The following is a 14963-nucleotide window of genomic DNA, read 5'->3' on the forward strand; positions in this document are numbered from 1 at the left end:
GGGACGTTCTTCGGGGTGATCCGGCGGATCAGACCATCAGGGAACGGTCCGTCGGGCGGATCGGGGCCGGCAGGGAGCTGGCTCCGGTCAGGTAGCGGTCCACGCCGCGGGCGGCGGAGCGGCCCTCGGCGATGGCCCAGACGATGAGGGACTGACCGCGGCCGGCGTCGCCGGCGACGTACACGCCATCGACGTTGGTGGCGAAGTCCGCGTCTCGGGCGATGTTACCCCGCTCGTCGAGGTCCAGACCAAACTGGGCGACCAGGCCGTTCTCCACGTCCGTGCCGGTGAAGCCCATCGCGAGCGTGACCAGCTGGGCGGGGATCTTGCGCTCCGTGCCCGGCTTCTGGGTCAGCTTGCCCTCGACGAACTCGACCTCGATGAGGTGGAGGAACTGGACGTTGCCGTCCTCGTCGCCCTCGAAGTGGGTGGTGGAGACGGAATAGACCCGCTCGCCGCCCTCCTCGTGCGCGGAGGTGACCTTGTACAGCATGGGGAAGGTCGGCCAGGGCTGGCCCGGGTTCCGCTCCTCGCCCGGCCGGGGCATGATCTCCAGCTGGGTGACGGAGGCCGCGCCCTGGCGGTGGGCCGTACCGACGCAGTCGGCGCCGGTGTCGCCGCCGCCGATGACGACGACGTGCTTGCCCTCGGCGGTGATCGGCGGGGCGACGAAGTCACCTTCGACGACCTTGTTCGCCAGCGGCAGGTACTCCATCGCCTGGTGGATGCCGGCCAGCTCACGGCCCGGGACGGGCAGGTCGCGGGCGGTGGTGGCGCCGGCGGCGATGACGACCGCGTCGTAGCGGTTGCGGAGCGCCGTCGCCGGCATGTCGCGGCCGATCTCGACACCGGTGCGGAACTTGGTGCCCTCCGCGCGCATCTGCTCGATGCGGCGGTTGATGTGCCGCTTCTCCATCTTGAACTCGGGGATGCCGTACCGGAGGAGTCCTCCGATGCGGTCCGCGCGCTCGTAGACGGCGACGGTGTGGCCGGCCCGGGTCAGCTGCTGGGCGGCGGCGAGACCCGCCGGGCCGGAGCCGATGACGGCGACGGTCTTGCCGGAGAGGCGCTCGGGCGCCTGCGGCTTGACGTCGTTGGCGTCCCACGCCTTGTCGATGATGGAGACTTCGACGTTCTTGATGGTGACGGCCGGCTGGTTGATGCCGAGCACGCACGCGGACTCGCACGGTGCCGGGCACAGGCGGCCGGTGAACTCCGGGAAGTTGTTGGTGGCGTGCAGGCGCTCCTGCGCCGCCGACCAGTCCTCGCGGTAGGCGTAGTCGTTCCACTCGGGGATCAGGTTCCCGAGCGGGCAGCCGTTGTGGCAGAACGGGATGCCGCAGTCCATGCAGCGGCCGGCCTGCTTGCTGATGATCGGCAGCAGGGAGCCGGGAACGTAGACCTCGTTCCAGTCCCGGACGCGCTCGCCCACGGGGCGGGTCTTGGCGACCTCGCGACCGGTGGACAGGAAGCCCTTGGGGTCAGCCATTGGTCGCCGCCTCCATCATCTTCTCGGTGGTCTCGGCCTCGGAGAGACCGGCGAGCTCAGCGGCGTCCTTGGCGGCGAGCACTGCCTTGTACGTGGTGGGGATGATCTTGCTGAACCGGTCCGCGTTCACGGCCCAGTCGGCAAGCAGCTTCTCGGCGACCGTGGAGCCGGTCTCCTCGTGGTGGCGGCGCACGACGTCGTGCAGCCACGCCTTGTCGGAGTCCGACAGGGTCTCGATCGCGCCCAGGTTGCCGGAGTTGACGTTGTCCCGGTCGAGGTCGACGACGTAGGCGACACCGCCCGACATGCCGGCCGCGAAGTTGCGTCCGGTTTCGCCGAGGACGACCGCCGTGCCGCCGGTCATGTACTCGCAGCCGTGGTCGCCCACGCCTTCCGAGACGACCAGGGCGCCGGAGTTGCGGACGCAGAAGCGCTCGCCGGTGCGGCCGCGGAGGAACAGTTCGCCGCCGGTCGCGCCGTACCCGATGGTGTTGCCCGCGATGGTCGAGTACTCGGCGAGGTGGTCGGCGCCCCGGTCGGGGCGGACGATCACCCGGCCGCCGGAGAGGCCCTTGCCGACGTAGTCGTTGGCGTCGCCCTCCAGGCGGAGGGTGACACCGCTCGGCAGGAAGGCGCCGAACGACTGGCCCGCGGAGCCGGTGAAGGTGATGTCGATGGTGTCGGCCGGGAGGCCGGCGCCGCCGAACTTCTTCGTCACCTGGTGGCCGAGCATGGTGCCGACCGTGCGGTTGATGTTGCGGATGGCGACCTGGGCGCGGACCGGCTGGGCCTCCTCGGCGGAGGCGGCGTTCAGGGCCTCGGCGGCGAGCTGGATCAGCTCGTTGTCGAGGGCCTTCTCCAGACCGTGGTCCTGCTCGATCAGGGCGTGGCGGACCGCGCCCTCGGGCAGCTCCGGCACGTAGAAGAGCGGCTCCAGGTCGAGACCCTGCGCCTTCCAGTGGGTGACGGCGCGGCTGGTGTCGAGCAGCTCGGCGTGGCCGACGGCCTCTTCGAGGGTGCGGAAGCCCAGCTCGGCGAGGATCTCGCGGACCTCTTCGGCGATGAACTCGAAGAAGTTGACGACGTACTCGGCCTTGCCGGAGAACCGGTCGCGCAGCGCCGGGTTCTGGGTGGCGATGCCGACCGGGCAGGTGTCCAGGTGGCAGACGCGCATCATGACGCAGCCGGAGACGACGAGCGGCGCGGTCGCGAAACCGAACTCCTCGGCGCCGAGCAGCGCGGCGATGATCACGTCACGGCCGGTCTTGAGCTGGCCGTCGGTCTGGACGACGATCCGGTCGCGCAGACCGTTGAGCAGCAGGGTCTGCTGGGTCTCGGCGAGGCCGAGCTCCCAGGGTCCGCCCGCGTGCTTGAGCGAGGTGAGCGGCGAGGCGCCCGTTCCGCCGTCGTGGCCGGAGATGAGGACGACGTCCGCGTGGGCCTTGGAGACACCGGCGGCGACCGTGCCGACGCCGACCTCGGAGACCAGCTTCACGTGGATGCGGGCGACCGGGTTGGCGTTCTTGAGGTCGTGGATCAGCTGAGCCAGGTCCTCGATGGAGTAGATGTCGTGGTGCGGCGGCGGCGAGATGAGGCCGACGCCGGGCGTCGAGTGACGCGTCTTGGCGACCCACGGGTAGACCTTGTGGCCGGGCAGCTGGCCGCCCTCGCCGGGCTTGGCGCCCTGCGCCATCTTGATCTGGATGTCGTCGGCGTTGACCAGGTATTCGCTGGTGACGCCGAAGCGGCCGGAGGCGACCTGCTTGATGGCGGAGCGACGGGCCGGGTCGTAGAGGCGGTCCGGGTCCTCGCCGCCCTCACCGGTGTTGGACTTGGCGCCCAGCTGGTTCATGGCGATGGCGAGGGTCTCGTGCGCCTCGCGGGAGATGGAGCCGTACGACATGGCGCCGGTGGAGAAGCGCTTGACGATCTCGGCGGCCGACTCGACCTCGTCGATGGAGATCGCGGGGCGGTCCGAGGTGAAGCCGAAGAGGCCGCGGAGCGTCATGAGGCGCTCGGACTGCTCGTTCACCCGGTCCGTGTACTGCTTGAAGATGTCGTACCGCTTGTTGCGCGTGGCGTGCTGCAGGCGGAAGACGGTCTCCGGGTCGAACAGGTGCGGCTCGCCCTCGCGGCGCCACTGGTACTCGCCGCCGATGTCCAGGGCGCGGTGCGCCGAGGGGACGCCGGAGACGGGGTACGCCTTGGCGTGGCGGGCGGCGACCTCCTTGGCGACGACGTCGAGACCGGCGCCGCCGATCTTGGTGGCCGTGCCGTTGAAGTACGTGGCGACGAAGGTCTCGTCGAGGCCGACGGCCTCGAAGACCTGGGCGCCGCGGTAGGAGGCGACGGTGGAGATGCCCATCTTGGACATGACCTTGAGGACGCCCTTGCCGAGCGCGTAGATCAGGTTCCGGATGGCCTGCTCGGGCTCCAGGCCCTCGATGAAGGTGCCGGCGCGGACCAGGTCCTCGACGGACTCCATGGCGAGGTACGGGTTGACCGCCGCGGCGCCGTAGCCGATGAGCAGGGCGACGTGGTGGACCTCGCGGACGTCACCGGCCTCGACGAGCAGACCCACCTTGGTGCGCTGCTTGGTGCGGATGAGGTGGTGGTGGACGGCAGCGGTGAGCAGCAGCGAGGGGATCGGCGCGTGCTCGGCGTCGGAGTGCCGGTCGGAGAGCACGATGAGGCGGGCGCCGCCCTCGATGGCGGTGTCGGCCTCGGCGCAGATGGCCTCGATGCGGGCGGAGAGGGCCTCGCCGCCGCCGGAGACCCGGTAGAGGCCGGAGAGGGTCGCGGCCTTCATGCCGGGCATGTCGCCGTCGGCGTTGATGTGGATGAGCTTGGCCAGCTCGTCGTTGTCGATCACCGGGAAGGGCAGGGTGACGCTGCGGCACGACCCGGAGGTCGGCTCAAGCAGGTTGCCCTGAGGGCCGAGCGAGGAGCGCAGCGAGGTCACGAGCTCTTCGCGGATGGCGTCCAGCGGCGGGTTGGTGACCTGAGCGAACAGCTGGGTGAAGTAGTCGAAGAGCAGCCGCGGCCGGGCGGACAGGGCCGCGATCGGCGAGTCCGTGCCCATGGAGCCGAGGGGCTCGCCGGCGGTGCGGGCCATCGGGGCGAGGATGACGCGGAGCTCTTCCTCGGTGTAGCCGAAGGTCTGCTGGCGGCGGGTGACCGAGGCGTGGGTGTGCACGATGTGCTCACGCTCGGGGAGGTCGGAGAGCTCGATCTCCCCGGTCTCCAGCCACTCCGCGTACGGGTTCTCGGCGGCGAGGCCGGCCTTGATCTCGTCGTCCTCGACGATGCGGTGCTCGGCGGTGTCGACGAGGAACATCTTGCCGGGCTGGAGGCGGCCCTTGCGGACGACCTTGGCGGGGTCGATGTCGAGGACGCCGACCTCGGAGGAGAGGACGACGAGGCCCTCGTCGGTGACCCAGTAGCGGCCGGGGCGCAGACCGTTGCGGTCGAGGACCGCGCCGACCTGGACGCCGTCGGTGAAGGTGACGCAGGCCGGGCCGTCCCAGGGCTCCATCATCGTGGAGTGGTACTGGTAGAAGGCGCGGCGGGCCGGGTCCATGGTCTCGTGGTTCTCCCACGCCTCCGGGACCATCATCAGGACCGCGTGGGGCAGGGAGCGGCCGCCGAGGTGGAGGAGCTCCAGGACCTCGTCGAAGGAGGCCGAGTCGGAGGCGTCCGGGGTGCAGATCGGGAAGATCCGGTCCAGCGAGCCCTCGCCGAAGACGGTGGAGTCGAGCTGGGCCTCGCGGGCGGTCATCCAGTTCCGGTTGCCCTTGACGGTGTTGATCTCACCGTTGTGGGCGACGAAGCGGTACGGGTGGGCCAGCGGCCAGCTCGGGAAGGTGTTGGTGGAGAACCGGGAGTGGACCAGGGCCACGGCGGTGGCGCAGCGGCGGTCCGACAGGTCCGGGAAGAAGGGCTCCAGCTGGCCGGTGGTCAGCATGCCCTTGTAGACGATGGTGCGGGCGGAGAGCGACGGGAAGTAGGTCGCGGCCTCCCGCTCGGCGCGCTTGCGCAGCACGAAGGCCTTGCGGTCGAGCGCGATGCCGGTGGCCTCGCCGGCCGCGTCCGCGACGAAGAGCTGACGGAAGACCGGCATGGTGGAGCGGGCGGAGGCGCCGAGGAGCTCGGGGGCGACGGGGACCTCACGCCAGCCGAGGACGTTCAGGCCCTCGTCGGCGGCGATCGCCTCGATCTTCGCGGCGGTCTCGTCGGTGCCGTCCTCGGGGAGGAAGGCGATGCCGACGGCGTACGCGCCCGCCTCGGGGAGGTCGAATCCGGCGACCTCGCGGAGGAAGGTGTCCGGGACCTGGAACAGGATGCCGGCGCCGTCACCGGAGTCGGGCTCGGAGCCGGTGGCGCCGCGGTGTTCGAGGTTGCGCAGTACGGTCAGCGCCTGCTCGACCAGCGCGTGGCTGGCTACACCGGTGAGGGTGGCCACGAACCCGACACCACAGGCGTCGTGTTCGTTACGGGGGTCGTACATTCCCTGCTGAGCAGGGCGACCGTCCATGGGCGACCAGGCGTCGGAACGCATCGGCTCTCCCGTCGTCGTCGTGGCTGGGGGCACCTCCCAGACACGTCTGGGGGAGCTACTGCCGAGGGACGACGTTGGCCCTCCGCGAAATTTCGTGCAGGTTACATGATGGCTGGCTTCTCGCGAAGTGGATAGCTCGTTCCAACATGCGGACACCACCGACACGGAGCGGTGGCGTGGGTTCACCTGTGGTTTGCGAGGTCAGAGGCCTGCCTCGCGGGGACGGATCGAAGTGATCCGGAGGATCTCCGGGTCTTCGGCGACCCGTCACTGTGTGGGCTTCATTGCCCAGCGACGCTCATGCCTCATTCCCGTTGGTCACGGGTTCGAAACCGCCGAGTAACCGGCTACATATGTGGCGTCGTGCATAGTGTCTCATCGCTGCGGCGGATCGGACCAGGGATATACGTCACAGCCGATACGAGGCTTACGTCCCGAAAAGGTGCCACGAAAAGACCGAGAGGCCCCTTTCGGGAGCCTCTCGGTCTTCTGCGGGGCACGGAATCCGTACCGGCCTCTGCGGGGCACGGAATCCGTACCGGCTTCCACGGGGGGGGCACGGAGTCCGCACCGGTCCCGCGCACGCACGTACGGAACGGGCTACAGCGCGGCCCCGAGGAGCATGCCGAGCCCGTACGTGACGGCCGCAGCGGCACCGCCGAGGACGAGCTGACGCATACCGCTGAAGAGCCAGCCGCGCGCGGTCACCCGGGCCACGAGCGCGCCGCAGGCGAAGAGCCCGACGAGCGCCAGCAGCACGGCGGGCCAGAGCGCGGTCGCCCCGAGCAGATACGGGAGCAGCGGGAGGAGCGCGCCGAGCGCGAAGGAACCGAAGGACGAGACCGCGGCGACCATCGGGGACGGCAGGTCGTCCGGGTCGATGCCGAGTTCCTCGCGGGCGTGGATCTCCAGGGCCTGCTCGGGGTCCTTCGACAGCTGCATCGCGACCTCGCGGGCGAGCGCGGGCTCGACGCCACGGGAGACGTAGAGCGCGGCGAGCTCCTCCATCTCGTCGATCGGGTGCTTGCGCAACTGGCGGCGCTCGACGTCCAGTTCGGCCTGGACGAGTTCGCGCTGCGAGGCGACGGAGGTGTATTCGCCGGCCGCCATGGAGAAGGCACCGGCCGCGAGTCCGGCGAGGCCGGTGATGACGACGGTCTGCGTGGAGACCGCGCCACCGGCGACACCGGTCATCAGGGCGAGGTTGGACACGAGTCCGTCCATCGCGCCGAACACCGCCGGACGCAGCCAACCGCCGTTCACATCACGGTGCGTGTGGTTGTCGCGGTGGGCCTCGTGCAGTGGCGCCTGAGCTTCGATGATGGACATGGCTCTCCCCTCGTTCCGGCGGGCCGGGTTGCACCCGCCGCCCCCAACACCTCGAAAATACGCGCGATGTAAGGGGCGCGCTAGCAAGGCAGGCCGTACTTACTAAGGCGCACCTTGCTGCGTGAACCGGGTTCTGGCGAGGTGTCAGGCGGGTGACAGAGACGTTTCTGCAGCGAGTTCCCGGCCCGTGGTGGCACAGATCCAGACATCGGGGCGCCATCGATGCGCCCCCACCGAGGAAGGGGCCACGGACATGGTGACCACCACGGCATGCGATGTGCGCGAGCGGGCGAGAGGGGCGCTCCTCGGCCTCGCCGTCGGCGACGCGCTCGGCGCGCCCGCCGAGAACATGCGGCCCTCCGAGATCCGCCGCCGCTGGGGCCGGATCGAAGGCTTCGTGACGGACAGCCCGGCAGGCACCGACGACACCGAGTACGCCATCTTCTCGGCGCTGCTCCTCGCCCGGCACGGCTCGGCGCTCACCGTCCACCACGTCGAACGGGCCTGGCACCACTGGATCGCCGACCTCGACGAAGGCCCGTTCCGCGGCGCCGGCTTCTCGGAGCGCGGCACCCTGGAGAACCTCCGCCGGGGCCTCGCCGCGCCGATCTCCGCGCAGCACCGGCACGCCTGGAGCGACGGTCTCGCCATGCGGGCGGCGCCGTTCGGGGTGTTCGCGGCGGGCCGCCCGGCGGAGGCGGCCCGACTGGTCGCGATCGACGGCAGCGTCAGCCACGACGGCGAGGGCATCTACGGCGGGCAGGCGGTCGCGGCCGGCGTCGCGGCGGCGATGACGGGAGCGGGCGTGACCTCGGTGATCGCGGCGGCCCTCTCGGCCGTCCCGATGGACTCGTGGACGGCCCGCTCGCTGCGCCGCGCGGTCGTCGCCGCCCAGCGCGTCCAGCCGGACCCGCTCACCCGCGAACGCCAGGTCCGCTCGGCGGTCGTCATCGGCGGCTACCCCTGGACGGACCTGGCCCCGGAGGCGGTGGGCCTGGCGTTCGGCGCCTTCGCGGCGGCCCGGGGTGACTTCCGTACGGCGGTCCTGACGGCCGTCAACATGGGCCGCGACGCCGACACCACGGCGGCAGTGGCGGGCGCGCTGGCCGGCGCGGCCGGCGGACTGCGGTCGATCCCCGAGGAATGGGGCTCGGCCATCACCCCGGTCACGGGCAGCTGCCTCCCCTCCATGCGCGGCTACCACGTCCTGGACGTAGCAGACCTGCTGACCCCAGAGGGGGAATCCTGATGAGCGGTGACACGACAACGACGACGACTACTCCTGCTGTGGGCAGCGCCCCCGCCGCCGCCACCTCCGCTGTGGGCAATCGTCCCGCTGGACGGTGGGGGCTCCCCCAGACGGAGTCTGAGGGAGCGTGTGCACAGCGCCCGTTGCCGGGTCCCGGCTCGTTGCTCGGTGACCCACAGGACGTCGGCACGGGGCCGGGCGCCGACCCATTGGGGTTCGCCCCAAAGCCCCCCGCCCCCGTACGCGGCACGGGTTCATGGGGCGGCACCCACGAGGCCCAGCAGCCCGAGGCCCCCCGCAGGCCACCGCGCGACGCGGTCGAAGGCCTCCTCCTGGGCCTCGCCGCAGGCGACGCCGCAGGATGGCCCGCCGCCAGGCACCGCGCCGCCCGCATGCCCGAGTGGACCCGCCGCCTCACCCGCGAGCTCGACACCTTCGCCGAGCAGAACGCCACGACCACCCTTCCCGTCCCCATCGCCCTCAACCAGCCCCCCGAGCCCCTCCGCCTCGGCCCCTCCGACGACGCCGAGTGGGCGGTCTTCACCGCCGAGGCGATCCTCACCGCCTCGGGCCCGGTCTTCACCGGCCTCCCCCCGGAGCGCAGGCTCCGCGCCGCCGTCGACCTCACCTGGAACGCCCTCGCCGGACAGGTCGCCGCCGCCGCGGACCGCGCCCCGGAGGTCGAGTCCGCCGTTCTCCCCCTCCGCGCCCGGATCTCCGTCCGCGCGGGCCTCGGCAATCTCGCCACCGGTCTGCGCCCGCCCGCCACCGGCCACGACAACCCACACTTCTTCGACGACGCGGCCTGCGTCCGGGCCGTCGTCCTGGCCGTCGTCCATCCCGGCGACCCCCGCGCCGCCGCCGAACTCGCCGAGTTCGACGCCCGGTACACCCAGGACGGCGACGGAGTCCACGGCGCCCGCGCGATGGCGGCGGCCGTCGCCGCGGCGCTCGGCGGGGCGACCGTCGACGAGGCCGTCGAAGCGGCCCTCGCCGAACTCCCGCCCGTCACCGAGATCGGCCGCAACGCCCGGTACGCGGTGAAGCTCGCCCAGAGCGCCGGTTCGGCCTTCGAGCTGGTCCCACTCCTGGAGCACCAGATCGTGGACCACGTCTACAGCTACGGCATCGCCGCCGCCGAGACCGTCCCGGTGGCGCTCGCCCTCGCCACCGCCGCCCGGGGCGAGATGACGGCCGCGGTCCCGGCCGCCGTCTGCCTCTCCCGGGTCGCCGACTCCGCTCCCGCGCTGGCGGGCGCGCTCACCGGGGCGCTGGGCGGGGGCCGTTCGGTGCCGGCGACCTGGCGCGAGGCGTGCCGGACGCTGGCGGGCTGCGCGCTGCCCCGGCTCGCGGGGACGGATCTGGTCGAACTCGCCGGGCTGCTCGCAGCCACGGAACCGGCCACCCCGGGTGGACAATTCCGACATGACCCCCACAGCGACAACCACAGTGACACCCACGCTGGATGACCGGATCACCGGAAGTCTCCTCGGGGCCGCCGTCGGCGACGCGCTCGGCGGCCCCGTCGAGGGCTACACCCCCGAGCAGATCGTGGAACGCCACGGCGGCCGCGTCACCGGGATCGTCGGCCCCTGGAACGGCGACGCGTGGCGGACCGCCCGCCCCATCGCCCCGTACCACAAGGGCGACGGGCACGTCACCGACGACACCTTGATGACCCATGCCCTGATCAGGGTGTACGAGAAGGTCCGCGGCCACCTCGACGCGTACGCGGTCGCGGACCACCTCGTCCCCGACCTGATGGGCTCCCCCGTCTGGATCCCCGAACTGGAGGCGGAGGCACTCCCGCTCCAGCGGATCTTCCTGGCCGAGAAGTGGCTGGTGGCTCGTCTCCACTACGGCCATGTGGACCCGCGCGAGGCCGGCAGCGGCAACATCGTCAACTGCGGCGCCGCGATGTACATGGCCCCGGTCGGGCTCGTCAACGCGGCCTGCCCGGAGGCCGCGTACGCCGAGGCCCTCGACGTCGCCGGCGCGCACCAGTCCTCGTACGGCCGTGAGGCGGCGGGGGTGTTCGCGGCGGCGGTGTCGGCGGCGTGCGTGCCGTGCGCCACCCCGTCGTCGGTGGTCGATACGGCCCTGGCGCTCGCGAAGGACGGCACGCGGTCGGCGATCGAGGCCGTGGCGGAAGTGGCGTCCCGGTACAAGGACTTCGAGTCGGCGCTGACCCCGCTCCGCAAGGCGGTGGCCCCCTTCGACTCGGTGGGCCCCGACTACCGCGCGCCGGGCCTGGGCGCCCGTCGCCCGTCCCGCCTCCATGCGATCGAGGAACTCCCGATCGCCCTCGGCATGCTGCTCGTCGGGGAGGGCGACTTCCGCCGTACGGTCCTGGGCGCGGTCAACTACGGCCGTGACTGCGACTCGATCGCGACGATGGCGGGCGCGGTCGCGGGCGCGCTGCACGGCGAGTCGGCGGTGCCCTCGAACTGGGCGAAGCAGGTCGCGGAGGCGAGCCGCCTGGACCTCCATGCCCCGGCGAGGGCGCTGACGGCGGTGGCCCAGGAGATCTTCACCCAGGACCGGGAACGCCGCCGGTCCCACGAGCAGGCGTTCGCCACCCTGACCAGCGCGGCCGCCCGATGAACCTCCGCCTGACCTGGGTCCAGCCGGAGGACCTGGTGGGCCACGAACTCCGCCAGGCGGCGGAGGACGGCCGCGACGCGCGGGAGGTCGCCGCCCGCTGGCAGCGGGCCGGCGGCGCCCCCGCCCCACCCGAGGCCGGCGCATCCCCGACCCCCCGCCCGGACCTCCGCCCCCTGGCCGAGACCCTCCTGGACGCCCTGTCGGCTCTCCCGGCCCCCTCGCTCCTCCGGGAACCCACCTCCCTACCGGAGATCAGATCCCTGACGACCCCCCGCACCACCCCTCCCCCAAACCCTGACGGGACCGGGCACGAAACACCGGGGTCCCCCGGCGCCGGGCACGAATCACCGGGGTCCCCCGCGTCCGGCGACGAAAAGCCACGGCACCGTGGGTCCGTGGGCAGCGCCCCCGACGGGCCGTTCCTCGCGCGCGAAGCGCCGCGATCCCGGGGGTTCGGGGGCGGCGCCCCCGGTCCCGTCAGGGTTTCGGGAAGGGGCGGGGTGGGGGAAGACACCGCCCTCCGCGACCGCCTGCACGCCGCCTGGCTGGGCCGCGCCGCCGGCTGCCTCCTCGGCAAGCCCGTCGAGAAGCTCCCCCTCACGGCCATCCGCGCCCTCGCCCGCGCCGCCGGCAACTGGCCCCTCTCCACCTGGTTCACCGCCCGCGGCGTCCCGCCCGAGCTGCTCGCCGCGCACCCCTGGAACCGTCGCTCCGCCCCGACCTCCCTCGCCGAGAACATCGACGGGATGCCCGAGGACGACGACCTCAACTACCCCCTCCTCAATCTGCTCCTCCTCCAGCGGTACGGCCGCGACTTCACCACCGCCGACGTCGCCCGCCTCTGGCTCGACGAGCTACCCGCCGGCCGCAGCTTCACGGCCGAGCGCGTCGCCTACCGCAATCTCCTCGACGGGATCGAACCCCCGCTGACGGCCGTCCACCGCAACCCGTTCCGCGAGTGGATCGGCGCCCAGATCCGGGCCGACGTCCACGGCTGGACGCACCCGGGCGACCCGCACGCCGCCGCCGAGCAGGCATACCGGGACGCCGCCCTCACCCACACCGCGAACGGCGTCTACGGCGCCATGTTCGTCGCCGCCACCCTCGCCACCGCCGCGACCGGCACCGCCGACGTCCATCAGGCGCTCGCCGAGGGACTCGCCGTGATCCCGCCGCGCTCCCGCCTCGCGCAGGCGGTCCGCCGGGGGATCGGACTCGCCCACGACACCCCCGACTTCGACACCGTCGTCGACCGCCTGCACGCCGAACTCGGCGGGTACCACTGGGTGCATGCCGTCCCCAACGCCGCCCTGCTCGCCGCCGCCCTCACCCACGCCGACGGCGATTTCACCCGCTCCGTCTGCGCGGCGGTCTCCGGCGGCTGGGACACCGATTCCAACGGCGCCACCGCCGGTTCGGTCGCCGGGCTGCTCGCCGGGCACCCCGACCGACTGCCCGAGCGCTGGACCTCCCCCCTCAAGAACCGTCTCGCGACCTCGGTCCCGTCCTTCGACGGCATCGGATTCGACACCCTGGCCGAACTGACCCACCTGGAGGCAGTACGCCCATGACCAGCATCGTCGTACTCGGCAGCACCAACATGGACCTCGTCGCCTATGTACCGAAGGCCCCCGCCCTCGGCGAAACCGTCACCGGCCGCTCCTTCCGTACGATCCCCGGCGGCAAGGGCGCCAACCAGGCCGTCGCCGCCGCCCGCGCCGGCGGCGAGGTGTCGATGATCGGCGCGGTCGGCGCCGACGACTTCGGCACCCGGCTCCGGGCCACCCTCGAACACTGCTCGGTGGACACCGACCTCCTGCGCACCGCCGAGGGCGCCTCCGGCACCGCGCACATCGTCGTCGACGACGAGGGCGGCAACGCGATCGTCGTCGTCCCCGGCGCGAACGGCACCGTCACCTCCCTCGACCACGGCGACGAGGCCCTCATCGGCACCGCCGACACCCTGCTCCTCCAGCTCGAACTCCCCCTCTCCGTCGTCGTGGAGGGCGCCGCGACCGCCCGCCGCCTCGGCGTCCGTACCGTCCTCACCCCCGCTCCCGCCCAGCCGCTCCCTCCCGAACTCCTCGCCTCCGTCGACCTGCTGGTCCCCAACGAGCACGAGGCCACCGCGCTCACCGGCCTGATCGACCCCCGCGAGGCCGCCCTGGCCCTGCTCCGTGACGTCCCCGAGGTCGTCATCACCCTGGGGGCGGCGGGCAGCCTGTACGCGGTACGGGGCGCCGATCCGGTGACGGTGCCCGCGCCCCGCGTCCGGGCCGTGGACACCACCGGGGCCGGGGACACCTTCGTCGGCGCGCTCGCGGTCGCCCTCGGCGAGGGCCGCCCCGCACCCGAGGCCCTCGCCTGGGCGGGGACCGCCGCCGCGCTCTCCGTCCAGCGCGAGGGCGCGTCGACGTCGATGCCGTTCCGCACCGAGATCGAGGCCGCCTTCGGCTCCCTCGACGAGGCCGAGAGGGAGACCGACCGCGTATGACCACCACCCCGCCCACCTCCGCGGCGCCCTCCCCCGCAGCCGCGCCCACACCTCGTGCCCCCCTGCACGGCCTGCGCGTCCTGGATCTGGCGACCCTCTTCGCCGGCCCGCTCGCCGCCATGATGCTCGGCGACTTCGGCGCCGACGTCGTCAAGGTCGAGCACCCCCGCAAGCCCGACCCGTCCCGTGGTCACGGCCCCGCCAAGGACGGCATCGGTCTCTGGTGGAAGGTCCTGGGCCGCAACAAGCGGGCGATCACCCTCGATCTCTCCTCACCCGGCGGCCGGGACACCCTCCTCGCGCTCGCCGCCGACGCCGACGTGATCGTGGAGAACTTCCGCCCCGGCACCCTGGAACGCTGGGGCCTGGGCTGGGAGGAGCTCTCCACCGTCAACCCGCGTCTGGTCCTCACCCGGGTCACCGGCTTCGGCCAGTTCGGCCCGTACGCCCACCGCCCCGGCTTCGGCACCCTCGCCGAGGCGATGAGCGGCTTCGCCGCCATCACCGGCGAGCCCGAGGGCCCGCCCACCCTGCCCCCCTTCGGCCTGGCCGACTCGATCGCCGCCCTGGCCACGGCGTACGCCGTGATGACCGCGCTCACCGCGAGGACGACGACCGGGCGCGGCCAGGTCGTCGACATGGCGATCATCGAACCGATGCTCTCGGTCATCGGGCCCCACCCCCTCTGGTACGACCAACTCGGCTATGTCCAGCCCCGCACGGGCAACCGCTCCCGCAACAACGCCCCGCGCAACACGTACCGCACCTCCGACGGCTCCTGGGTCGCCGTCTCCACCTCCGCCCAGTCCATCGCCGAACGCGTCATGGTCCTGGTCGGCCGTCCCGATCTGATCGACGAGCCCTGGTTCGCCGACGGCACGGGTCGGGCCGAGAACGCGGACGTCCTGGACGAGGTGGTCGGTTCGTGGATCGCCCGTCACACCCGGGACGAGGCCATGGACGCCTTCGAGAAGGCGGAGGCGGCGATCGCTCCGGTCTACGACATCCGGGACGTCGTCGCCGACCCCCAGTACCGGGCGCTCGGCACCGTCACCGAGGTGCAGGACCCCGAACTCGGCCCGATCAAGATGCAGAACGTCCTCTTCCGCCTCTCCGAGACCCCCGGAGGCATCCGCTGGCCCGGCCGCCCCCACGGCGCCGACACCACCGCCGTCCTCTCCGAGCTCGGCCTCAGCCCCGCCGAGATCGGCGCCCTCCGCGAGCAGGGAGCGGTATGAGC

9 protein-coding genes are annotated in these 14963 nt (G+C 72.4%); 6 read left to right on the forward strand and 3 right to left on the reverse strand.

Annotated elements, in window-relative coordinates; all coding sequences use genetic code 11:
* Positions 1–28 precede the first annotated feature (28 nt).
* From OG514_RS03680 to OG514_RS03690, 3 genes are all read right to left on the reverse strand, one after another.
* Positions 29–1489, reverse strand: a complete 1461-nt coding sequence (locus tag OG514_RS03680; RefSeq protein ID WP_266890766.1) for a glutamate synthase subunit beta — start codon at positions 1487–1489, stop codon at positions 29–31.
* Complete coding sequence (gene gltB / locus OG514_RS03685; RefSeq protein WP_266890768.1) at positions 1482–6047, reverse strand: glutamate synthase large subunit; 4566 nt, start codon at positions 6045–6047, stop codon at positions 1482–1484. Before gltB ends, OG514_RS03680 begins: the two co-directional genes overlap by 8 nt.
* A gap of 600 nt (positions 6048–6647) precedes the next feature.
* Complete coding sequence (locus OG514_RS03690) at positions 6648–7376, reverse strand: VIT1/CCC1 transporter family protein (protein WP_266890770.1); 729 nt, start codon at positions 7374–7376, stop codon at positions 6648–6650.
* A gap of 253 nt (positions 7377–7629) precedes the next feature.
* Here OG514_RS03690 and OG514_RS03695 point away from each other — a divergent pair, with 253 nt between their 5' ends.
* From OG514_RS03695 to OG514_RS03720, 6 genes are read left to right on the forward strand one after another with little or no spacing between them, the layout of a single operon-like run.
* Positions 7630–8625: an ADP-ribosylglycohydrolase family protein gene (locus OG514_RS03695; protein ID WP_266890772.1), complete on the forward strand. Its 996-nt coding sequence runs from the start codon at positions 7630–7632 to the stop codon at positions 8623–8625.
* Entirely contained in the window at positions 8625–10094 is a 1470-nt protein-coding gene (locus OG514_RS03700; protein WP_266890774.1) for an ADP-ribosylglycohydrolase family protein, read from the forward strand. Before OG514_RS03695 ends, OG514_RS03700 begins: the two co-directional genes overlap by 1 nt.
* Positions 10051–11229, forward strand: a complete 1179-nt coding sequence (locus tag OG514_RS03705; RefSeq protein WP_266890776.1) for an ADP-ribosylglycohydrolase family protein — start codon at positions 10051–10053, stop codon at positions 11227–11229. The genes OG514_RS03700 and OG514_RS03705 overlap by 44 nt, the downstream gene beginning before the upstream one ends.
* A complete protein-coding gene (locus OG514_RS03710) occupies positions 11226–12800 on the forward strand; it encodes an ADP-ribosylglycohydrolase family protein (RefSeq protein WP_266890778.1) in 1575 nt (524 codons plus the stop codon). The genes OG514_RS03705 and OG514_RS03710 overlap by 4 nt, the downstream gene beginning before the upstream one ends.
* On the forward strand, positions 12797–13723 hold the full coding sequence (rbsK, locus tag OG514_RS03715) for a ribokinase (protein WP_266890780.1): 927 nt from the start codon (positions 12797–12799) through the stop codon (positions 13721–13723). Before OG514_RS03710 ends, rbsK begins: the two co-directional genes overlap by 4 nt.
* On the forward strand, positions 13720–14961 hold the full coding sequence (locus tag OG514_RS03720; RefSeq protein WP_266890782.1) for a CaiB/BaiF CoA-transferase family protein: 1242 nt from the start codon (positions 13720–13722) through the stop codon (positions 14959–14961). The genes rbsK and OG514_RS03720 overlap by 4 nt, the downstream gene beginning before the upstream one ends.
* The last annotated feature ends 2 nt before the right edge of the window (positions 14962–14963 follow it).

The organism is Streptomyces sp. NBC_00572, assembly GCF_026341815.1.
GTDB lineage: Bacteria > Actinomycetota > Actinomycetes > Streptomycetales > Streptomycetaceae > Streptomyces.

Coding starts and splice junctions, on each gene's coding strand:
- OG514_RS03680 (WP_266890766.1), bottom strand. CDS start 1,489: ATGGCTGACCCCAAGGGCTTCCTGTCCACCGGTCGCGAGGTCGCCAAG.
- gltB (WP_266890768.1), bottom strand. CDS start 6,047: ATGCGTTCCGACGCCTGGTCGCCCATGGACGGTCGCCCTGCTCAGCAG.
- OG514_RS03690 (WP_266890770.1), bottom strand. CDS start 7,376: ATGTCCATCATCGAAGCTCAGGCGCCACTGCACGAGGCCCACCGCGAC.
- OG514_RS03695 (WP_266890772.1), top strand. CDS start 7,630: ATGGTGACCACCACGGCATGCGATGTGCGCGAGCGGGCGAGAGGGGCG.
- OG514_RS03700 (WP_266890774.1), top strand. CDS start 8,625: ATGAGCGGTGACACGACAACGACGACGACTACTCCTGCTGTGGGCAGC.
- OG514_RS03705 (WP_266890776.1), top strand. CDS start 10,051: ATGACCCCCACAGCGACAACCACAGTGACACCCACGCTGGATGACCGG.
- OG514_RS03710 (WP_266890778.1), top strand. CDS start 11,226: ATGAACCTCCGCCTGACCTGGGTCCAGCCGGAGGACCTGGTGGGCCAC.
- rbsK (WP_266890780.1), top strand. CDS start 12,797: ATGACCAGCATCGTCGTACTCGGCAGCACCAACATGGACCTCGTCGCC.
- OG514_RS03720 (WP_266890782.1), top strand. CDS start 13,720: ATGACCACCACCCCGCCCACCTCCGCGGCGCCCTCCCCCGCAGCCGCG.